This is a genomic window from Streptomyces sp. NPDC001717 (genome assembly GCF_042892775.1).
GTDB lineage: Bacteria > Actinomycetota > Actinomycetes > Streptomycetales > Streptomycetaceae > Streptomyces.
In genome coordinates, this window is sequence record NZ_JBIAUK010000035.1 from 58,703 (window position 1) to 78,589 (window position 19,887).

Sequence of the window (19,887 nt, forward strand, 5' to 3'; positions counted from 1 at the left end):
GCCGGGCCGGACCCGGCGGACGACTGCGAGGTGTCAGGCCTGGCGGGTCGGCAGGACGATCGACTGGCGCAGGTTGACGTGCCGCGGACGGCTGACGGTGTACGCGACGAGGTCGGCGATGTCCTCGGCGGCAAGCGCGGGGATCGCGGTGAACATCCCGCCGAGCTGCTCGCGCAGTTCCGGGTTGTCGATGTGCCCACCGAGTTCGGTGTCGGTCAGGCCCGGCTCGATGGTGCTGACCCGGACGTCGCGCGGGCCCAACTCCGTGCGCAGCGCAGCGGACAGCTGGGTGAGGGCGGCCTTGGTGGCCCCGTAGACGGCGTAGTTGGGGAAGAGTACGTGGGAGGCGATGGAGGAGACGTTGACAAGGTCTGCGGTGAGGCCGTCGGCGGCAGCAGCGGTGAGGTCGGGGGTGAACGCGCGAATGACGCGCAGGGCGCCGGTGAGGTTGGTGTCGATCATCCGGGTCCACTCGTCCAGCCTGCCCTCGGCGAGGGGGTTGGGCAGCATCACGCCGGCATTGTTGACCACCAGGTCGACCCGGCCGTAGGCATGGTGGACGGCCTCGGCGGCGGCGTCGACGGATGCCTGGCCGGTGACGTCAGCGGTGACGGCGAGGGCCTGGCCCCCTGCGGCGGTGAGTTCGGCGGCCAGCGCGTCCAGCCGGTCGGTGCGCCGGGCGAGCAGGGCTACGCGGGCACCACCCGCTGCGAGTAGGCGGGCGGTGGCCGCGCCCATGCCGCTGGCCGCTCCGGTGACCACAGCGGTACGGGCGGCGAGGGCGGGGTAGCTCATGGGGTGCTCCTGGTTCTGTTGCGCGGGCCGGTCCCGGTGGACCGGCCCGGCGTGTGCGGATGAGGACCACTCTGCGCCCGCCCGGGACGGCCAACCAGAGCCTGCCGTTCCCTGGGAAAGCCAAGACCACCCTGGGCCGGGCGGCCCGTCGACGCTGACGAGGTGAATCGGAAGAGGTGCCCGGTCCGGAGCTCTACCGACGGCCGTTTGCCGTTTGCCGTGCTTCTGCCGGGTCCGTGCTTGCTCGGCCGGGCGGGACTGGTCACGGTGACGTGGCTGTCCCGACAGGCTCTAGCGTGACGGTCTGGGGTGGGCCGCTCAGAGGCTGTGCGGCATGGTGCGGGATGGTGGGCGAGGTCGATGCCGGCTTGAGGCGGTGGCGCGGACGGGCCATCGATGACGACTTGCGGTGGCTGCTGGTGCTCGCGTTCGCCGAACAAGGGCGGCTGCGCCGCCGGCCGTCCGGCCGGGCCGACTGCGGTGCGGTGCGTGTGTGGGCCCGTCGCCGACCGGCGGCGGGCCCACACGTGTCGTCCGCAGGGGTGAATCCGGGCCTCGCGTCCGCATAGGAGGTTCGGCCTGACGGCCCTGGAAGAGGGCGAGAGCGCCCCGGAAATGGAGCTGCGACCGCCGGTGGAGCCGATGCGGGCGCAGGCGAACCGCCCCGCCCGCAGCACCGACCCCATCGACCTGACCGTCTCGGAGATCCGCCACTGCTCGAGACTCTGCTGAACCCGACGGCCGCATCTCCGCACAGCTTGCTGCACTGGTCGAACTGGCGAAGGCGCCACCAGGTCGCCGCCCGTCGCAGCCACTACCGACGACGACTCGACAGTCCTTCAACCGGATGAATCGCGAAGTCACACTGGAGTACTAGGCGGTGTCTGATGGCTCTTTGATGAGGTCGCGGAGCCAGATCACGATGGCTGCGGTGGCCAGGGTGCCGTTGAAGATGTAGTCGCGTTTGTCGTACCGGGTCGCGACTGCTCGGTGCTGTTTCAGCTTCCCGATGCAGCGTTCGACGGTGTTGCGCCGGCGGTACTGCTCACGGTCGAAGGCCGGCGGGCGACCGCCGGACCGGCCGCGTCTGCGCCGCTTCGCACGCTGGTCGTCCGGCTGGGCGATCGTTGCCTTGATTCCGCGTTTACGCAGGTAGGCGCGGTTTGCGCGGCTGGAGTAGGCCTTGTCGCCGCGGGCCCGGTCCGGCCGGGTGCGCGGGCGACCGGTTCCGGTGCGGGCCACGTTCAGGGCCTGCACGAGGGGAATGAGCATCGGGCTGTCCCCGCGCTGGCCGGGCGAGGTCAGCCAGACCAGAGGGCGGCAGCGGTCGTCGGCCAGCAGGTGGACCTTGCTGGTCAGTCCGCCCCGGGAGCGGCCCAGGGCCTCGCGGCCCTCTGCGTCCACACGCGTGCCGCCCCCTTTTCGGGGTGGTCGGCTGGGGCTGCATGCCGGGCTCCGGCCGCGTGCTGGTGGGCCCGGCAGGTTGTGGAGTCGATATTGACCGCCCATGAGCCGTCCGCGTCCCGGGCGGTGGAGTCGGCTCCGGCCTGCAGTGCTCGCAGGACCTTCGCCCAGGTCCCGTCGGCCGACCAGCGGCGGTGGCGTTCGTAGACGGTCTGCCAGGATCCGTAGCGTTCTGGCAGGTCACGCCAGGGAATGCCGGTCCGGGTCCGGTAGAGCACTCCGTTGACCACGGTCCGATGGTCGGCCCACCGGCCGCCTGGGGCACCGGTCTCCGGGAGCAGCGGGGCTATGCGATCCCACTGAGCATTCGTCAGTTCATGCCGACGCACCATGACCGGCTCTTGCCCGGAACGGAAGTAGATCCACCATCCAGGCAAGAGCCATCAGACACTGCCTAGGCCATCCAGAAGAAGACGGCTGTCATGCGCTTGTCCTCCAGGGTGGTGCCCCAGTAGCCGGTCGCGCTGTGGATCAGGTTGGCGGAGTAGAGCAGCAGGCGGTTGTAGCGGTGCGGGACCCGCAGGTCCTCGGTGAAGGAGTCCGGGGGGACGAAGCGGGTGCCCAGGGCGTCGACCAGGTTGTTGTACGGGGCGAGGACCTGGTTGCCGCCGAGGCCGCCGCCCGCGAGCCGCTGGCGGAAGAAGCTGGTCCCGCAGTCCTTGGGCACGTCCGGGCCGAGGTAGAGCACCGCGGCGTAGCGGCACACGGTGCGGGAGTCGGTGTGGGGGCGGGACTCGCACTCGTCCTTGCCGACGACCTGGACGCAGTTGTGGTTGAAGGTGCCGCCGGTGGCGGGTGGCTCGGGCCAGATCCGCCGGGCGCCGGTTGCCTGTCGTACCAGCCGTTCGACGCGGGCGAGTTCGTCCGGCTCCAGCGCGGGCATGGCGCGCAGCCCGGGCCAGGGCTCGGGCTTGTGCGGGGCGCCCTGGACCCAGTCCTCCTTGGCCAGGCAGCGGGCCCGTACGGCATCGGCGTCGGGCAGGACGTCGTCCAGGATCCAGTAGTCACGGCCGCGGGTCGGCTTGCGGTACGGGAGAGGGCGTGGGGGCATGGCGGGAACGGTAGTTCGGCGCTCCGGACAGGTCTCCAAAGGCGCTGCCAAGACTGCGGCAAGAGATGCCCGGGCCCCGAGACCAGCTGCGGGCGGCGTCTCTCTGGTCAGCCGCCGAGTGGGCCGACGGTGGCCGCCACGGGGATCGGGATTTCGAAGTGGACGGTCCCGTAGCCTCCGTGCTCGCCGGTAGTGCGGGCGTCGCAGACCTCCTCGGCCAAGCTGCGCCAGAAGGCTTCCGCGCCCGGGATGTCGACGTTCGTGTGCAGGTAGATCGTGTCGTAGCCGGGGGTGTCGGCGGCGAACTCGCAGGCTGTCCTGACCATGGCGCGCGCCAGTCCGTGCCTGCGGTGGTCCGGGCGCACGTACACCCTCAGGAGCTGCGCCGTACGCCCGGAGGGGTAGCGCTCGGTGAGCCGGCGCGGGTGCGGGGGGTGCGCGGGTCCGCGGGAGTTCAGTGCGGTGGTACCGACCACTTCTTCGCCCAGTACCGCCACGACGAGGGTGTGGCGCGGCTGCGTGAGGTAGGTGCCGGCGATGTCGACGACGTCGTCGTGCCACTGGGGCACGTATCCGTAGTCGAACTCCCGGTAGAACGTGTCGAGCATGACGCTCCGTGCGCCGGCGATGTCCTCGGGCGTGGCGTGCCGGACCACGTACGGCCCCATCTCTTGCCTCTGCGTCAGGTCTCTCATGGCGCGGTTCCCCTCAGGCGCTGCGGTCTCGTGAGCGGCAGGCTACCGGAAATCCACCCTATTGGAAATGAAAACGATTTCAGATAGCGTCCTGTTCGGTCCGTTGCGGACGCCTCCCTTCAGGCGGCCCGCTTCGCAGGTATGCCCCACGGTCGTGGCGGCAGGTTGAGAGGAAGTCCATTGGCGCATCTGCTGGTTGTCGAGAGCTGGGTGGGGTCGATGAGCAGGCTGCTGCCCAGAGCGATCGGGGAAGGCGGGCACGAGTTCACCTTCGTCACCCGGGACCTGCACCACTACCTGCGGGGGGCCGGATCCGACGGCCCGCACCCGCTGCTGGCCGCCCGCAACATCATCACCGCGGACACCAACGACATGGACGAGCTGCTGCCCCACCTGGAACGCCTGCACTCGCTGCTCGCCTTCGACGGGGTCGTCTCCTCCTGCGACTACTACCTGCCGGCCGTGGCCCGGATCGCCGACCGGCTGGGACTGCCCGGCCCGGCCGTCGAAGCCGTCGAGGGCGCCTGCCGCAAGGACCTGACCCGCCGGGTGCTCGCCGGGGCCGGGGTGCCGGGCCCCCGCTTCGCGCTCTGTACGGACACAGCCCAGCTCGCGGCCGCCGCGCGGGAGATCGGCTATCCCCTGGTGGTCAAGCCCGTGGACCTGTGCGCCGGGATGCTGGTCCGTGAGGTCCGTGACGAGCGGGAGTTGGAGCTCGCCTGCCGTGCACTGGCCGAGTTCCCGGTCAACGCGCGCGGGCAGGACCGTACGCACATCGTCCTCCTCGAGGAACTGCTCACCGGCCCCGAGGTCAGCGTCGAGACCGTCTCCTTCGGCGGTGTCCCGGGCGTCGTCGGTGTCACGGACAAGAGCATCGGCGGGGCACCCGCCTTCATCGAGACCGGTCACATGTTCCCGGCGGCCATCGCGCCGGAGTCGGAGCGGGAAGCGGTCGACACGGCTGTGGCCGCGGTGACAGCCCTCGGCTTGGACCGCGTGGTCTGCCACACCGAGATCAAGCTGACGCCCGAGGGTCCCAAGGTGGTCGAGGTCAACCCCCGGCCCGCCGGCAACCGGATCACCGAACTCGTCCGGCACGTGACGGGCATCGACATGGCCGCCGCCTGCGTGGACGTCGCCCTCGGCCGCATGCCCGACCTCACGCCGCGCCCCACCGGCGTCCACAGCGCCGCCATCGCCTTCCTGCTCCCCGACACCACCGGCACCCTCACCGGCATCCGGGGCGCCGACGAGGTCCGGGTGCAGCCCGGGGTGCTGGAACTCGCCCTCGCCGAGCCGGGCCGCGCCGTGCGTGCCGCGACCAGCAACAACGAGTACCTCGGCCACGTCATGACGGCCGACACCGAGGGCAGCGGCGCGCGCGAGGCCGCCGAGCGGCTCATCGCGCACCTGCAACCCACTTTCGAGGAGCAGGGTGCCGAGCTGCCGTCGGCGGTGCCCGCATGACCGCGCCCGCCCCGCACGAGCCCGCCGTACGCACGGTCGACCAGCTCATCGAGGCGGTCCGGGCCGGGAGTTACGGACCCGACCCCGCCCAGGAACTCATCGCGCTCGCCTTCACCACTGCCCAGGCGGTCCGGCACGCGGGGCGCGGCAGCGGATACCGCAACGAGGTGCTCAGCCTGCGCCTGGACGCGGCCGTCGGCTCCTGCGCCGTGGAGCCGGGAAGACTGTCGGCGGCGGCACTCGACGACTGTGTCGGAGCCTCGGTGGCCGAGCTCCTCGACCACCCGACGCTTCCCGTCCGGGTCGCTGCGCTCGACGCGTACCTGAGCCGGGTGCGTCCCCACATCCCTGAACACGGGGCCCGTCCGTACGACCTGCCGGCCGGCAGCTCCCTGCACCGCTCCAGAGCCCGCGCCCGTGCCGTGGTCGATCTGCTGCCGGCGGCCGGGAGCCGCCGGGTCCTCGTCGTCGGAGTGGTCAACTCCCTGCTGGAACAACTGCGCGAGCGCGGAACCGGGTACGTGCCCTGCGACCTCAAGGGCGGCACCACCGAGTGGGGCGAGCACGTACGGACCGATGCCCTCGCGGAAGTGGAGCGCTGCGACGCGATTCTCGCCTCCGGCATGACTCTGGGGAACGGAACCTTCCAGCCGCTGCTCGATCATGCCGTAGCCACCGGCAAGCCCCTGGTCATGTTCGCCCAGACCGGCAGCGCGGTCCTCCCGCGCTTCCTGGGCGCCGGTGTGAGTGCCGTGTCCGCCGAGCCCTACCCCTTCTTCTGGCTCGACGGCGGCCCGGGAGTCATCCACCGCTACGGAGGCACCCGGTGACTTTCGCTACCCCGCTCCACCGCCCGCCGGCCCCCAGCACGAACCCGGAGCTGCTGGCGCTGGTGGGCCGCACCCCGCTGGCGCGGATCTGCACGGAACTGCCCTACGCCCACCCGGGCTTCTGGGCCAAGCTCGAATGCCTCGGCGCGGGTGGGATGAAGGCGCGGTCCGCCGTGTCCATGCTGCGCGGTGCCCGACAGCGCGGCGAACTCCGCCCGGGCGCCACCGTGGTCGAATCCACCTCCGGAACCCTGGGCGTCGGTCTCGCCTTCGCCGGACAGGCCCTCGGGCATCCCGTCGTCCTCGTCGGCGACCGCGAACTCGAACCGCCCATGAGGCAGTTGCTCCGCGCGTACGGTGCCCAGCTGGAACTGGTGGAGCGGCCCGCGCACGAGGGAGGCTGGCAGGCCGCCCGGATCGCCAGGCTGCGCGAGGTCCTGGCTCGGATCCCGGATGCCTACTGGCCCGACCAGTACAACAACCCCGACAACGCGGCCGGCTATCTGTCGATGGCGTCCGAACTCTGCGGGCAGCTCGACCACCTGGACGTCCTGGTGTGCAGCGTCGGCACCGGCGGCCACAGTGCGGGGCTCATCGGTCCGTTGCGTCGCCGCTGGCCGCGCCTGAAGGTGATCGGCGTCGACTCGGTCGGCTCCGCCATCTTCGGCCAGCCGGCACGACCCCGCCTCATGCGAGGGCTCGGCAGCAGCATCCACCCGCGCAACGTCGCCCACCACGCCTTCGACGAGGTCCACTGGGTGGGCCCGGCCGAAGCGGTCGACGCCTGCCGCAGGCTCGCCCGTACCAGCTTCGTCAGCGGCGGCTGGAGCACCGGCGCCGTCGCACTCGTCTCCGCCTGGGCCTCCCGGGTTGAGGCAGGCGCGGTCGTCGCAACGGTCTTTCCCGACGGCCCGCACCGCTACCTCGGCACCGTCTACGACGACGACTTCTGCCACGCACACGGCCTCGACCGGGCCGAACTGGCCCTCCGACCCGTGGAGATCGCACACCCGCACGCCACCGTGGCCGTCGGCTGGGCCCGCTGCCGCACCGTCGTCGACCCGCGCGCGGCCACCCGCCCGCACCTGCCCGCACCCGCGCGCGGAGGTGCCGCATGAGACTCACCTGGCACACCACCGAGCTGGCACTGGCCGAGCCGCTGCGCATCTCCCGCTCGGTGATGTCCCGCCGTGACGCGGTCTGGGTCGCGATCGAACACGGAGGCGTGACGGGCTGGGGCGAGGTGGTCAGCAGCGACTACCTCGGCCTGCCCACCGCTCGCATCGTCCGGCACCTCACCATGGTGAGTCCCGCCGTCGAACGTCTCCCCGACCCCGAGACCGCGTGGCACGCTCACGCGGCCGGCTCGTTGCCGGCCCTCGGGGAGCTGCCGGCCGGTGTGCTCGCCGGATGGGAGGCGGCCCTGCTCGACCTGGTCGGAAAGCGGGCCGGCCGGCCCGCTTTCCAGCTACTCGGTACACACACCGCACCGGCCGCGCAGACCACCCGTACGATCGGCATCGTCCCGCCCGCACCAGCGGCCGCGCAGGCAGCCCGGCTCGCCATGAGCGGCTTCACCGTCCTCAAGGTCAAGGCGGGATCCCCCGATCCGGCCGATGACCTCGCACGCGTGGAAGCCGTACACACCAGCGCCCCCGAGGCGAGTCTGCTGCTCGACCCCAACGGGGCCTGGAGCGAACGCCAGGCGATCGAGCTGCTCCCGCGCTTCGCCGACCTCGGCGTCACCGCTGTGGAACAGCCCATCGCACCCGGCAGCCCCGACGCGCTGGCCCGCGTGGCCAAGGAGTCCCCGGTGCCCGTCATCGCCGACGAGGACGCCGTCTCCTACGACGACGCCGTCGCGCTCGCCGGACTGGTCCACGGAGTGAACGTCAAGCTTGCCAAGTGCGGCGGGGTGCGGGCCGCCCTGCGCATCCACGACGTCCTGCGCGGCTCCGGCACGGATCTCATGCTGGGCTGCCTCACCGCCAGCTCACTCGGCATCGCGCCAGCCGTGCACCTGGCCGACCGGGCCCGCTGGGTCGACCTCGACGGACACCTGCTGCTCGCCGACGACCCCTGGACGGGCATCGGAGGCGCCGACGGCACGGTCCGGGCCGCCGACCGGGCAGGGCTCGGAGTCAGACGCACCCACGTGGCGGTCGTACGGTGAAGATCCTCAGCTCCATGCGGGGCTTCCCGCTCGCCGTGCGCCTCCTCCTGGTCAACCAGCTCGGCGTCAACACCGGCTTCTACCTGCTCATCCCATACCTCGCCACCCACCTCACCGGCGACCTCGGCCTCTCGGCCGCCGTCGTCGGCGTCGTCCTCGGCCTGCGCAACCTCAGCCAGCAGGGCCTGTTCCTCATGGGCGGTTCGGCCGCCGACCGGCTCGGAGCCCGCGGCGTGATCATCGCGGGCTGCGCCCTGCGCACGGTGGGATTCGGCTTGTTCGCCCTCGGCGACGGCCTGCCGTGGCTGATCGCGGCATCCATACTCAGCGGGCTGGCGGGGGCCCTGTTCAACCCCGCCGTGCGGACGTATGTGGCCCAAGAGGCCGGGGAGCGCAAGGCGGAGGCGTTCGCGCTGTTCAACGTCTTCGCCACCACCGGGGCGCTGCTCGGGCCCTTGCTCGGCACCCTTTTGCTGCTCGTGGACTTCCGGGCGGCAGCGATCACCGCAGCCGGCGTGTTCGCCGCCCTGACCCTGGCCCAGCTGCTGGTGCTGCCCGCCCGTGAGGTACCGGCCCCCGACACGGGTGTCCTCGCCGACTGGCGCGAGGTCGCGGGCAACCGGCGCTTCCTCGCGTTCTCCCTCGCCCTGGTCGGCATGTACGGCCTGGAGAACCAGCTGTACCTGCTGCTGCCCCGTGCGGCCGCCGATGTCTCCGGCTGGGGCGGCGCGGTCGGCCTGCTCTTCCTCGCCGGGACCGTCGCCAACCTGCTGTTCCAGCTGCGCATCACCCGCGCCCTGAAAGCCCGGGGGAGCAGGGGGCGCTGGATCGCCACCGGCCTGGGCGTCATGGGCCTCGGATTCCTGCCCCCCATGCTTGTGGCGGGCACTGCCACCCCGCACCCGCTGCGCCTCCTGCCGGTGCTCGCCGGGGCCCTGCTGTTGCACCTCGGTGTGATGGTCGCCCAGCCCTTCGTGATGGAGCTGATACCGGCCTTCGGGCGCGCGAGCCTGACCGGCACGTTCTACGGCTTCTTCTACGCGGTCTCCGGCGTCGCGGCGGCTGCCGGCAGCGCGGCCGTCGGCTGGTCCATGGACACCGCCGGCCGCACCGGCCTGAGCTGGCTGCCGTACGTCTGCTGCCTCGCTCTCGGGGTGACCTCGGCCGCGGCCGTGGCGCACCTGCACCGAAGACGGGCCCTACCCGCCGACCGGGCCCCGGACCCCCTGCCCCCTCGTGCCCCCGTACGCTCCCGAAGCGAGCCCCGATGACCAGTGGCAACCTGCTCACCGACCACCCCGCGCTCTACGAAGAGCGCTTCCCCGACCCCGAGCGGCTCGCCGCCCGCTGGACCGAGGAGGTCCTGGCGCGCCACGACGCCGGAACCCGCGTACTCGACGTCGGCTGCGGCACTGGCCGCGACGCCGCCTGGCTGCACCACGAGGCCGGCCGCCGGGTCACCGGCATCGACACCTCCGAAGCCATGCTGACGTACGCGGGCACGCACCACCCCGGTCCCACCTACCACCCGGCCGACATGCGCGACTTCGACCTCGGAGCCACCTTCGACGCGATCGTCTGCCTGGACAGCGCCCTGCTCCACTGCCACACCAACGAGGACCTCACCGCCTTCCTCGCCCGCTGCCGCGCCCACCTCACCCCCGGCGGGCTGCTCGTCGCCGAGATGCGCAACGGCGCCTTCTTCCTCGGCAAGACCGAACTCCTCGACGGCCCGCGCACCGCCTCCTTCGCCTGGCGCGGGACCACGTACACCTCCCACACCACCCTGTGGATCGATCACGGCGCTCAACTCCTGCGCCGCCGAAGGACCTGGAGCGCCGACGACGGCTCCCTTCCGGACGAGCAGCTCTCCGCCTGGAGGCTCCTCTTCCCGCAGGAGCTGCGGTACTTCCTCACCACCGCCGGGTTCGAGGTCCTCGCACTGCACGACGGACCCGGCCCGCGCACCGAACCGCCGTGGAGCGAGGGCGAGGCCCCGCACGGGACCACGAGTTCCGACCGCCTCCACCTCGTCGCCCGGTTCTTGCCCCATCCCCTGTAACGGAGACACCCCCGCATGAACGACGCCCACTCCAGCCTCGCCCGCAGAGGCTTCCTGATCGCCACGGGCGCCACCGCGCTCGCCTTCACCGCCGCCTGCGGCAGCGGCGCCACCACACCTGACGCCAAGAACGCCGCCGAGGGCGCCCCCAAGCAAGGCGGCCGGCTGCGCGCCGCCTTCGCCGGTGGCGGCGCGGGCGAGACCCTGGACCCGCATGCCGCCAACCTGTTCGTCGACGCGGCCCGCGCCAAGGCCCTCTTCGACAAGCTCGCCGACTTCGGCGCCGACCTCGCCGCCGTCCCCAGGCTCGCCGAGCGCTGGGAGCCCAACGAAGCCCTCGACACGTGGCGCATCACCCTGCGCAGGGCCGCCTTCCACGACGGCAAGGCGGTCACCGCCGAGGACGTCCTCTACAGCTACCGCAGGATCGCGGACCCCAAGGGCACCTTCCGGGCCAAGGCCTCCCTGGAACCCATCGACCTCGACGCGAGCCGTGCGGTGGACGCCTCCACCATCGAGTTCAAGCTCAAGCGCCCGTACGCCGAGTTCCCCAACGTCCTAGCCGCCTTCGGCGCGTACATCGTGCCCAAGGACGCCTCCTCCTTCGACAAGCCGGTCGGCTCCGGGCCGTTCACTTTCGTCTCCTTCAAGCCGGGCAGCTCCCTCGTGGTCAAGCGCAATGACGCCTACTGGGAGGGCGCGCCCCACCTGGACGAGCTTGAATTCGTCGTCGCCGGCGAGGAGTCGGCACGCGTCAGCGCCCTGCTCGGCGGTCAGGTCGAGTACGCCCACGAGCTGAACCCGGCCACCGCCCGCACCCACGAGGGCAAGGGGAAGATCGAGATCGTCCGCCTCCCGGGCAGCGCGATGCAGGGCTTCGTCATGAAGACCGACCGCCCGCCGTTCAACGACCCCCGGGTCCGCCAGGCCTTCTTCCTCATCGCCGACCGCAAGGAACTCGTCGACGGCGCCCTCTCCGGCGCAGGCGAGGTCGGCAACGACCTCTTCGGCAAGGGCTACCAGTACTACCCCGCCAACCTCCCGCAGCGCACCCAGGACCTCGACAAGGCCCGCGCCCTGCTCAAGGAGGCCGGGGCCGAGAACCTCAAGGTCACCCTCGACACGGCCCCCGCCGCCACCGGCTTCGTCGAGGCCGCCGGCATCTTCAAGGAGCAGGCCGCCAAGGCAGGAGTCACCGTCGAGATCAAGGTCGGCAACAAGGACACCTACTGGAAGGACATCCTGAACAACGGCACCTTCGCCTCCTATCGATCGGGCGCCATGCCCATCGAGGCCCACCTCTCGCAGCGGCTGCTCAGCGGCTCCACCACCAACGCCACCAAGTGGCAGCAGAAGGACTTCGACGACCTCTACCAGCAGGCCCAGTCCACCCGCGACGTCACGCAGCGCGGCGCCCTCTACGAGCGGATGCAGCGCCGGCTGTACGACGAGGGCGGCTTCCTGATCTGGGGCTTCGCCGACTGGATCATCGCCACCGCGCCCAAGGTGCACGGGGTGTCCAAGACGGCCCCCGCCAACACCCTCGACTGGGCCCGCTTCGACAAGATCTGGCTCGCGTGACACCGCACCTCTCATGGATCGGCCGCCGCCTTCTCCTCGGCCTGGGGCAGACGGCGGCCGTCGTCCTGTTCATCTTCGCCCTCACCGAGGCACTGCCCGGTGACGCGGCCGTCGCGCTCGCCGGGGACCAGCCCGATCCCGCCCGCATCGCACGCATCCGCGAGACGATGGGCCTGGACCGGCCCGCCGCCGAACGCCTCACGGACTGGGTCGCCGGCCTCCTGCACGGCGACCTCGGCACCTCCCTGATCAGCGGACGGCCCGTCACCGGCTACCTGACCGTCGGACTCGGCCCCACCCTGCTGCTGGCGGCCGCGACCCTGGCCCTGCTCGTCCCTCTCTCGATCGGCCTCGGGGTCCTGGCGGCCCGCCGCGAGGGCGGACCGCTGGACCGGACCGTCAGCGCCCTGACCCTCGCCGTGCACGCCGTACCGGAATTCGCCGTCGGGGTGCTGCTCGCCACGCTCTTCGGACTGTGGTTGGGCCGGCTGCCGCCCACCGCCGTCGGCGCCGACGTCTTCACCGAGCCCGCCGTCCTGATCCTGCCCGTCGTCGTCCTGCTGTCGCGGCCCGCGTGCACCATCAGCCGCCTCGTGCGCGCCGGGATGATCGACGCGATGGCATCGCCGTACGTCGCCCAGGCTCGCCGCTACGGGGTCTCCGGCGCCCGGATCACCTGGACCCACGCCCTGCCCAACGCCCTCGCCCCCGCCAGCCAGCAGCTGGCCCGGACCTGCGACTGGCTCCTGAGCGGAGTGATCGTCGTGGAGGCGCTCTTCGTGATTCCCGGCCTCGGCACCGTACTCATCGAGGCCGTCGCCGCGCGCGACATCCCCGTCATCCAGGGCATGGCCGTCGTCTTCGGCATCGTCACCGTCGCGGTCAACCTCGCCGCCGACCTGGCCGCCCGCCGCTTCGCACCCCGCTCCGAGGTGGTGGCATGAAGCAGACGACGTCGAGGTCCCTTCTCGCCTTCGGGCTGATCGGCCTCCCCGTTCTCCTCGCCCTGGTGGGACCCTTCGTGGCGGGCCCGGCCGGTCCCCGCTCGGTCTCCTTCGCCTCCGGCGACGGGCACTGGCTCGGCACCGACTTCAGTGGACGCGACGTCTGGCAGCAGGTGCTCCTCGGCGGCCGCTCCGTCGTACTCGTGGCGATCGCGGCCACCGCCCTCGCCTACTTCGTCGCCATCCCGCTGGGTCTCACCGCAGCCCTCACCCGCCGCACCTGGCTGGAAGAAGCACTGATGCGCCCCCTGGACGTGGTCATCGCGGTCCCCTCGCTCCTGCTGGTGCTGCTCGTCGCGGCCACCCTCACCCCGGGACCCGCCGGACTCACCGTCCTGGTCGGCCTGGCCGCCGTACCCGACGCCGCCCGGGTCGTGCACGCGGCGGCCGTCGAGATCTCCTCCCGGCCGGCCGTGGAAGCACTGCGCATGCAGGGCGAATCCTGGTGGCGCACCGCCATCGGGTACGTCGCCCGCTCCATGCGGCGAACGCTGGCCGCGGACGCGGGGATCCGGCTGACCGGAGCCCTCTACCTCGTCGCGACCGCCGCCTTCCTCGGCGTGGGCATACAGCCCGACGCCGCCGACTGGGCGGTCATGGTCGACCGCAACCGCACCGGACTCTTCCTCCAGCCCTGGGCCGTGGTCGTGCCCGCCCTCCTCATCGCGGCCCTGTCGATGGGCACCAACCTCCTGTTCGACGCGGCCCTCCAACGGCACACCCTCCAGAAGGGAGCGGGACGATGACCCTCGTCGCAGGAATACGGCACCTGCGCGTGCAGGTTGGCGCGCGGGCGATCGTGGACGGCGTGAGCCTCGCCGCGCACAGCGGCAGGATCACCGCCGTCATCGGACCGTCCGGCAGTGGGAAGACCACCACGGGGCTGGCCCTCCTGGGCGAGTACCCGGCCGGCGCCGTTGTCGACGGCGAGGTCCACACACCCGCGGGCCCGGTCGGATACGTACCCCAGCACCCGGCTTCCGTTCTCAACCCCGCCCGGCGCGTCGGCGCCCTGCTCACCGACATCACCGCCCGCCAGGGAGGCAACCGGCGAGAGCGCAGGAGCCGCGTCGAACAGGCCCTGCGCCTCGCCCAGATGCCGAACCCCGAGGCCGTGCTGCGCCGCTTCCCGCACCAACTCTCCGGTGGACAGCAGCAGCGGGTCGTCCTGGCTCAGGCACTGCTGCTGGGCGCGCGGGTCATCGTCGCCGACGAACCCACCACCGGCCAGGACGCCCTCACCAAACAGGGCATCGTGGCGGAGCTGGCTGCCGTGGCCGCGCAGGGCATCGCCGTCATCCTGCTCAGCCACGACCTGGACGTCGTACGGGAGCTGGCCGACGAGGTCGTGGTGATGCGGGACGGGAAGGTCGTGGACCGCGGACCGACGTCATCCGTCCTGGAAGGTCACTCACCGGAGAAGCCGCGCGTTGCGCGAACACCTCGCTCGCGCGGTCCGATGCGCCTGGAGACGCGGAACCTGACCGCACGGCACCGCACCACGCAGGGAGCCGCCGAGGTGCTGAGCGACATCGAGGTCTCGCTCGCGGCAGGGGAGTGCCTGGCGCTCGTCGGACGTTCCGGCAGCGGCAAGACCACCCTCGGACGCTGCCTGGCCGGCCTGCATCGCGCGTACGAGGGCACGGTCCTGCTCAACGGGATGCCGCTGCCGCGAAGTCTCCGTTCCCGCACGCGCGCCGAACTGGCCGCCGTGCAGTACGTGTTCCAGGACGCCAAGGCGGCCTTCGACGAGCACCGGCCGGTCCTGGACCAGGTCGCCCGCAGCGCCGTGCGGCTCCGCGGAGCCGCACCACGCGACGCGCGGCGCACGGCCCTGAATACCCTCGGCGAGTTCGGCCTCACCGAGAGCCTTGCCGGGCGCCGTCCCGCAGGGTTCTCCGGCGGCGAACTCCAGCGAGCAGCGCTGGCCCGTGCCCTCCTGGCCGGGCCGAGGGTCCTCATCTGCGACGAGATCACCTCCGGCCTCGACGCGACCACCCGGACCACCATCCTCGACTTCCTCGCCCGGCTCAGGGAAAACAACGAAGTCAGCCTGGTGTTCATCACCCACGACCTTGCTGCCGCCGCAGTTCTGGCGGACCGGATCGCGGTCCTCGACGCAGGCCGGATTGCCGAGGCCGGCCCGGCCGGTGAGCTGATCGAGATGCCGCAGCACACCATCACCAAGGAGCTGATGAACGCCTCGATGGGCGAGTTGCGAGAGCGCGCGCCGAGAGGGTGAAGGCGCCGGACGGCGCTTGGTCACCCTCGGTCGCGCCGTCGATGAAGGCCTCGCGGCCGAGGAGTCCCTGCTCAGCGAGCATCAGCGCAACGCCCTCCACCACCGGTGAGGGCGGCCTGGTGGACGCGGACTTCGTGCTGACGTTCCTGGGCGGCGCTAGGCCGCCGTGAAGGAGGAGTTGTGCCGGAAGGCGTGGTGAAACGGCTGGAGGGGGCAGGCCCTGGAGGTGTTGATCAGAAACGGCTCGGGTTCTCGTCAACATGAGGGATCTTCACCGGGGTCGCCTGATCCGCCTCGATGGTCCTGGCCGCCTCGGCTTCTTCCCGGGAGGTGACGACCGCCTCGCCGTTCTCCCGCGCCCATGCGGTGAGCATCCTGATGGGCTCCTCCAGGGTTCGCCCGAGATCGGTCAGGCCGTACTCCACGCGCGGCGGCGCCTCGGCGTACGCGTGCCGCTCGACGAGCCCGTTGGCTTGGAGCCGCCGCAACGTCTGGGTCAGTACCTTGCGCGAAATGCCACCGCTCAGCTCTACCAGCTCGCCGTGGCGCAACGGGCCGTCGGTCAGCGCGAAGAGCGTGACCATGGACCACTTGCTGGCGATGATCTCCAAGGCCAGGAGAGCGGGACAGTCGGCGAGGAAGGCAATTCCGGGTCGCAGGCTCATGCCCCGAAGGTTACCTGGAGGTACCTGACGGCCGCCTATCGTCGTCGAGGTGCGCACGCCCCCTTACTCGCATCTCGCACGATTGAGGTTTCAGCCATGTTCGTCTCCCTTGCCGTCGTCACCGTGTTCATGTCGGCGCTTCTCCTGGTATCGGCCGGGGCCAAGTCCCTGCGGACGCGGCACATCACCGAGCAGATGTCCACCCTCGGAGTGCCGCAGAGCATGATGGCTTTCCTGATCGGCGCTCAGATCGCGGGCGCGGCCGGTGTGATCGCCGGCCTCTGGTGGGGACCCGTCGGAATCGCCGCCGCGATCGGCCTGACGCTCTATTTCGCCGGGGCGGTCGCCTTCCACCTGCGCGTCGGCGACCGCAAAGGCGCGTCTCCGGCGGTGGTCCTCACCATGGCCTCCGTCGCCCTGATCGTGCTGCGTGCTGCCACCCTCTGACAGCGGACAGCCGGTCTGACCCTGGCCTTTGATCGTGCCGACCGAGGTCGGTCTCCGGTGAGGGCGGCCACCATTGATCATCGTGAGTTGTGTCGACAACGACGATCAGCCGGTGGCCGTGGGCCACAGCGTAGATCCTGCTCGGTGGCAATCTGTGTTGGATGGACTGATGGGCAAGGTGGCGAGCCGGTTCGCCCGGGTGGAACCCCGCCGCCGAGCAAGGGCGTTCGTGCTGGGGCTGCTCGCGGACCTGCCGAGGAAGAACGGCTGGACGGTCGCCGAGCACACCGATGACGCCGGTCCGGCCGGCATGCAGCACTTTCTCAGCCGGGCCCGCTGGGATGCCGACGAAGTCCGCGACGACACAAGGGACTTCGTAGTCGAGCACCTCGGCGACGAGGACGCCGTACGGGTCGTCCACGAGACCGGGGACCTGAAGAAGGGCACCGCGAGCGTCGGGGTCCGGAACCGCAGGCCGGATCGAGAACTCCCAGGTCGCCGTATAGCCGCCCTGGCCACCGAGATGATCGCCCAGGCCCTGGACGCCGGAGTCCGGGCCAGGTGGCTTCTTCGAACGACGAACGGGTTCTGGAGTCGGCGCATGCCACCCGTGTGACGTCGAGCAGCAGGAGATCGTCCGGGCCACCGTGGTCCTCGCAGGCGTCCGTCAAGCAGGTGTGTGGTGTCCAGCTCGAATTCGCCGCAGCAGACGACCACGCGCACGTGATGGGGATCTTTGAAAACGGCTCTGGCCGGAGTTCCGTGATTTCCCAGGTCAGGGCTCGCATGCGGGAACGTTCCGGCAGGGCGTGCCTCGTTGGTTGGGGTCTGCTCGCTGGATGATGTGTTGTTCTCGGACGTCGATGTGCGCTTGGAGGTCGTGGAGTTCACCGCGGAAGTCTTGGTCGTGGTGGCCGCCGCGTGCGGTCCTCCGCCCAGATGCCCGGGGTGCCGTGCCCGCGCCCGGAGGGTCCACTCCTGCTATGAGCGAAGCCTGGCCGAGAGGCCCTCGTCCGGGAGGAAACTGCTGGTCAGGGGCCGGGTTCGGTGGTTCTTCCGTGATCGTGCTTCGTGTCGGCGGCGGACGTTCGTCGAGCAGGTCAGCGGGCTGAGCGAGCGGTATCGCCGATCCGGCCTCGGGCTGAAGACCTGGCTCCGCCAGGTCGCGATCGAGCTCGGCGGGCGGGCTGGCGAACGGCTGTGCCACCTTCCAGGAGAAGGTCAAGGCGCTCATCGAGGCCAAGGCTTCGGGTGAAGCGATTGAGGAGGCAGAGCCGGCCGCGCAGCCCACCGGGGTCGTCGACCTGATGGAGGCCCTGCGCGCCGGCGTCCAGCGGGCCCGCAGCCCGAAGGACACCGACGAGAAGGCCGGCGCCTCCAATAACACCGGCGCGGGAAGAAGCCGGCCGCGAAGAAGCGCGCCTCGGGCGCCGGTTCGCTCCAGTCGTTGACCAAGGCCGAGCTGTGCGAGAAGGCCACCAAGGCCGGAGTCAAAGGACACGTTCCGGCATGACCCACGACCAGCTCGCCGACGGCCTTGCCGAGGCCCGCTGGCCAGGCCGTGGCCGCCGGCCGCTTGCACCCCGGTGACCAGCACCGGAGCGGGCTCACCCCGCTGGACCGGACTGTTCACGCCATCCGGTCGTCGGCCCCCGCCACTCCAGGCACAGGACGGTGGCGTCGTCCTTCGGCGGCTGGCCTTCGTAGGCGTCGGTGACCGCGCCGACCAAGGTGCGCACGACCTCGTGTGGATGCTCGGCCGCGGTCTTGCGCAAGAGGACCGGCAGGTCCACCGTCACGGCGTCGCGTTCCTGCATGCCGTCGGTGTGCAGCAGGAGGCGGTCGCCGACCCCGGCCGACTGCCCGCCACGTCGTTCGGGGGCGTCAGGCCGACCGCAGCCCACTTCGCTCGGTGCTCTGACCGGTTGGTGAGCCGCGCGTGCTCCCGAGAGCCCGCCGATGCGCTCCGCCGAGGGAGTGAAGGCGGTACCTGTGCAGGGGAAGCGCATGTCCGAATTGGATCAAGGAATCTCGTTAGATCCGGACGGAACGGACCCAAAGGAGCAGTCTTGACCAATTCAATGGTCTTCGGCGAGCTGGAGCTTGCCTTCACCGACCAGTACAGCTGGCGATGGGATGACGAGAGCACGGGCGGCAAGTACTGGGTGAGCTTCTGGCACCCCAAGCCCCCGCAGGGCTTCCACGCGCTCGGGTCGGTCGCGCTGCCGGCGTGGGGGTCGGAGAACCTGAACCCCAAGACGCCCAACACCAAGGTCAAGGAACACGTCGTCTCGCTGTGTGTGAAGGACGCTCCGGCCAAGGCGAGTGAGGGCAAGAAGCCTCCGCTGGCACACCCCGAGGACTACACCGTCGTGTGGAAGGACGTGGGCAGCGGCGGCAAGCACTATGGCGCGTGCTGGCGTCCGGTCGCGCCCGGCGGCTACGTGGCGATGGGCTGCGTCATGTCGGAGAACACCTACGACAAGCCCGCGCTGACGGACGTGATGTGCGTGCGGGAGGACCTCACGCACATGGCGGACCTGAAGTGGATCTACGAGGACAAGGGCACCGGGGCGAAGGACTACTTCAGCGTGTGGGCGAATCAGGTGCCGCCCGCCTACCAGGACGGACGCGACGGCGGCCACCGGGCGCTGGTCGCGCCGAACACCTTCACCGCGGCTTCCAGCTGGGACGAGCCCTCCCGGGGAGCGCCGGAGCGTCGGGTCCTGTGCATCGAGATGCCGGTGGAGGAGAAGCCGCATCCGGATGGGTTCCCGAAGCTGACGGGCAGGATCCGGCCGGCCGACCGTACGCCGGAGACGACGGTCAACGCGGTGTGGGTGCCATTCATGGCCGTGAAGGACGACGACAAGCCGGCGTCGTGGAAGCTCGCGAACTCCCCGTTCTACCGGATCGAGCGCCTGTCCTCGTGGTACATGCACCGGTTCGTCAACAACACCACCAGCACCGCGCAGTCCGTCTCGGAAACGGTGACGGTCGGCGTGGAGAAGGACCGGAGCGACACCTTCAGCGCTGAGGTCGGCATCTCCGTCAGCGCACAGGTAGGCGTCAGCTCCGGCATCGCGAGCGCCTCGGTCACCACCACCTACAGCCTGGCACTGGGCTACTCCCGCAGCACCGCCACCAAGAACCTCGAGCACAAGTCGGTGACCCACAACCTGACGACGCCCCCGAACAAGGCGGCCGCCATGTGGGTCGGGGACCACACCATCCAGGTCACCCGCCAGGACGGCACCCACGTCGGAACCCCCCTGACCTTCCACGGAGACAGCACCCACTTCGACGAGTTCCCCGACTAGTAGGGCTTTGTTAGCTCGTGTCGTAGGGCTGCCGGGTGGGTTGTCGGCAGGTGGGGCAGGTTCCGGTCCAGGTGGCGATGAGGTGTTGGAG

17 protein-coding genes and 2 pseudogenes are annotated in these 19,887 nt (G+C 70.9%); 13 read left to right on the top strand and 6 right to left on the bottom strand.

What is annotated here, in order from left to right; translation table 11 throughout:
- Nucleotides 1–33 precede the first annotated feature (33 nt).
- The 4 genes from ACFYZL_RS34915 to ACFYZL_RS34930 form a co-directional block, all read right to left on the bottom strand.
- On the bottom strand, nucleotides 34–795 hold the full coding sequence (locus ACFYZL_RS34915; protein WP_384752233.1) for an SDR family oxidoreductase: 762 nt from the start codon (nucleotides 793–795) through the stop codon (nucleotides 34–36).
- Between the two features lie 873 nt (nucleotides 796–1,668).
- Nucleotides 1,669–2,591, bottom strand: a protein-coding gene (locus ACFYZL_RS34920; RefSeq protein ID WP_388684617.1) for an IS5 family transposase whose coding sequence is annotated in 2 segments (ribosomal slippage) — nucleotides 1,669–2,216 and nucleotides 2,216–2,591 — 924 coding nt in all. Because the reading frame shifts where the segments join, the coding sequence is not laid out codon by codon here.
- Nucleotides 2,592–2,653: 62 nt separating this feature from the next.
- Entirely contained in the window at nucleotides 2,654–3,310 is a 657-nt protein-coding gene (locus ACFYZL_RS34925; protein ID WP_384752231.1) for a DUF6445 family protein, read from the bottom strand.
- Between the two features lie 107 nt (nucleotides 3,311–3,417).
- Entirely contained in the window at nucleotides 3,418–4,005 is a 588-nt protein-coding gene (locus ACFYZL_RS34930; RefSeq protein WP_384752228.1) for a GNAT family N-acetyltransferase, read from the bottom strand.
- A 180-nt stretch (nucleotides 4,006–4,185) separates the two neighbouring features.
- Between ACFYZL_RS34930 and ACFYZL_RS34935 the strand changes: the two genes are divergently transcribed.
- Genes ACFYZL_RS34935 through ACFYZL_RS34980 form a run of 10 tightly spaced genes read left to right on the top strand, consistent with a single transcriptional unit; the run spans nucleotide 4,186 to nucleotide 15,364 of the window.
- Complete coding sequence (locus tag ACFYZL_RS34935) at nucleotides 4,186–5,472, top strand: ATP-grasp domain-containing protein (protein WP_384752226.1); 1,287 nt, start codon at nucleotides 4,186–4,188, stop codon at nucleotides 5,470–5,472.
- Entirely contained in the window at nucleotides 5,469–6,302 is an 834-nt protein-coding gene (locus ACFYZL_RS34940; RefSeq protein ID WP_388684621.1) for a Rossmann-like domain-containing protein, read from the top strand. The genes ACFYZL_RS34935 and ACFYZL_RS34940 overlap by 4 nt, the downstream gene beginning before the upstream one ends.
- On the top strand, nucleotides 6,299–7,420 hold the full coding sequence (locus ACFYZL_RS34945; protein ID WP_388684624.1) for a PLP-dependent cysteine synthase family protein: 1,122 nt from the start codon (nucleotides 6,299–6,301) through the stop codon (nucleotides 7,418–7,420). Before ACFYZL_RS34940 ends, ACFYZL_RS34945 begins: the two co-directional genes overlap by 4 nt.
- Nucleotides 7,417–8,475, top strand: coding sequence for a dipeptide epimerase (locus tag ACFYZL_RS34950; RefSeq protein WP_388684626.1), 1,059 nt, complete (start codon nucleotides 7,417–7,419; stop codon nucleotides 8,473–8,475). Before ACFYZL_RS34945 ends, ACFYZL_RS34950 begins: the two co-directional genes overlap by 4 nt.
- Entirely contained in the window at nucleotides 8,472–9,746 is a 1,275-nt protein-coding gene (locus ACFYZL_RS34955) for an MFS transporter (protein ID WP_388684628.1), read from the top strand. Before ACFYZL_RS34950 ends, ACFYZL_RS34955 begins: the two co-directional genes overlap by 4 nt.
- Complete coding sequence (locus ACFYZL_RS34960) at nucleotides 9,743–10,537, top strand: class I SAM-dependent methyltransferase (RefSeq protein ID WP_388684631.1); 795 nt, start codon at nucleotides 9,743–9,745, stop codon at nucleotides 10,535–10,537. Before ACFYZL_RS34955 ends, ACFYZL_RS34960 begins: the two co-directional genes overlap by 4 nt.
- Nucleotides 10,538–10,552: 15 nt before the next feature.
- Complete coding sequence (locus tag ACFYZL_RS34965; RefSeq protein ID WP_388684633.1) at nucleotides 10,553–12,118, top strand: ABC transporter substrate-binding protein; 1,566 nt, start codon at nucleotides 10,553–10,555, stop codon at nucleotides 12,116–12,118.
- On the top strand, nucleotides 12,115–13,062 hold the full coding sequence (locus ACFYZL_RS34970) for an ABC transporter permease (protein ID WP_388684636.1): 948 nt from the start codon (nucleotides 12,115–12,117) through the stop codon (nucleotides 13,060–13,062). The genes ACFYZL_RS34965 and ACFYZL_RS34970 overlap by 4 nt, the downstream gene beginning before the upstream one ends.
- Complete coding sequence (locus ACFYZL_RS34975) at nucleotides 13,059–13,868, top strand: ABC transporter permease (protein WP_388684638.1); 810 nt, start codon at nucleotides 13,059–13,061, stop codon at nucleotides 13,866–13,868. Before ACFYZL_RS34970 ends, ACFYZL_RS34975 begins: the two co-directional genes overlap by 4 nt.
- On the top strand, nucleotides 13,865–15,364 hold the full coding sequence (locus ACFYZL_RS34980) for an ABC transporter ATP-binding protein (protein WP_388684641.1): 1,500 nt from the start codon (nucleotides 13,865–13,867) through the stop codon (nucleotides 15,362–15,364). Before ACFYZL_RS34975 ends, ACFYZL_RS34980 begins: the two co-directional genes overlap by 4 nt.
- Before the next feature lie 233 nt (nucleotides 15,365–15,597).
- Here ACFYZL_RS34980 and ACFYZL_RS34985 read toward each other — a convergent pair whose 3' ends face one another.
- Entirely contained in the window at nucleotides 15,598–16,029 is a 432-nt protein-coding gene (locus tag ACFYZL_RS34985; RefSeq protein WP_384746470.1) for a winged helix-turn-helix transcriptional regulator, read from the bottom strand.
- 96 nt (nucleotides 16,030–16,125) lie between these two features.
- Between ACFYZL_RS34985 and ACFYZL_RS34990 the strand changes: the two genes are divergently transcribed.
- Together ACFYZL_RS34990 and ACFYZL_RS34995 are read left to right on the top strand one after the other, a co-directional pair.
- Nucleotides 16,126–16,476 (top strand): DoxX family protein, encoded by a 351-nt coding sequence (locus ACFYZL_RS34990; protein ID WP_263101148.1) that lies wholly within the window; start codon nucleotides 16,126–16,128, stop codon nucleotides 16,474–16,476.
- Between the two features lie 169 nt (nucleotides 16,477–16,645).
- Nucleotides 16,646–16,979 (top strand): annotated as a pseudogene (locus tag ACFYZL_RS34995) (transposase); the annotation flags it as partial.
- Between the two features lie 1,104 nt (nucleotides 16,980–18,083).
- On the opposite strand, the pseudogene ACFYZL_RS35000 reads toward ACFYZL_RS34995, so the two are convergent.
- Nucleotides 18,084–18,323 (bottom strand): annotated as a pseudogene (locus tag ACFYZL_RS35000) (SpoIIE family protein phosphatase); the annotation flags it as partial.
- 222 nt (nucleotides 18,324–18,545) lie between these two features.
- Here ACFYZL_RS35000 and ACFYZL_RS35005 point away from each other — a divergent pair.
- The gene (locus ACFYZL_RS35005) at nucleotides 18,546–19,796 is read left to right on the top strand and encodes a Vps62-related protein (protein WP_388684645.1); all 1,251 of its coding nucleotides are present in this window, start codon (nucleotides 18,546–18,548) and stop codon (nucleotides 19,794–19,796) included.
- Nucleotides 19,797–19,887 lie beyond the last annotated feature (91 nt).

What these genes read in the sequence shown, in the direction of transcription:
- ACFYZL_RS34915 (WP_384752233.1), bottom strand. Translation starts at nt 795, where the DNA reads ATGAGCTACCCCGCCCTCGCCGCCCGTACCGCTGTGGTCACCGGAGCG.
- ACFYZL_RS34990 (WP_263101148.1), top strand. Translation starts at nt 16,126, where the DNA reads ATGTTCGTCTCCCTTGCCGTCGTCACCGTGTTCATGTCGGCGCTTCTC.
- ACFYZL_RS34965 (WP_388684633.1), top strand. Translation starts at nt 10,553, where the DNA reads ATGAACGACGCCCACTCCAGCCTCGCCCGCAGAGGCTTCCTGATCGCC.
- ACFYZL_RS34985 (WP_384746470.1), bottom strand. Translation starts at nt 16,029, where the DNA reads ATGAGCCTGCGACCCGGAATTGCCTTCCTCGCCGACTGTCCCGCTCTC.
- ACFYZL_RS34925 (WP_384752231.1), bottom strand. Translation starts at nt 3,310, where the DNA reads ATGCCCCCACGCCCTCTCCCGTACCGCAAGCCGACCCGCGGCCGTGAC.
- ACFYZL_RS34930 (WP_384752228.1), bottom strand. Translation starts at nt 4,005, where the DNA reads ATGAGAGACCTGACGCAGAGGCAAGAGATGGGGCCGTACGTGGTCCGG.
- ACFYZL_RS34960 (WP_388684631.1), top strand. Translation starts at nt 9,743, where the DNA reads ATGACCAGTGGCAACCTGCTCACCGACCACCCCGCGCTCTACGAAGAG.
- ACFYZL_RS34980 (WP_388684641.1), top strand. Translation starts at nt 13,865, where the DNA reads ATGACCCTCGTCGCAGGAATACGGCACCTGCGCGTGCAGGTTGGCGCG.
- ACFYZL_RS34975 (WP_388684638.1), top strand. Translation starts at nt 13,059, where the DNA reads ATGAAGCAGACGACGTCGAGGTCCCTTCTCGCCTTCGGGCTGATCGGC.
- ACFYZL_RS34940 (WP_388684621.1), top strand. Translation starts at nt 5,469, where the DNA reads ATGACCGCGCCCGCCCCGCACGAGCCCGCCGTACGCACGGTCGACCAG.
- ACFYZL_RS34950 (WP_388684626.1), top strand. Translation starts at nt 7,417, where the DNA reads ATGAGACTCACCTGGCACACCACCGAGCTGGCACTGGCCGAGCCGCTG.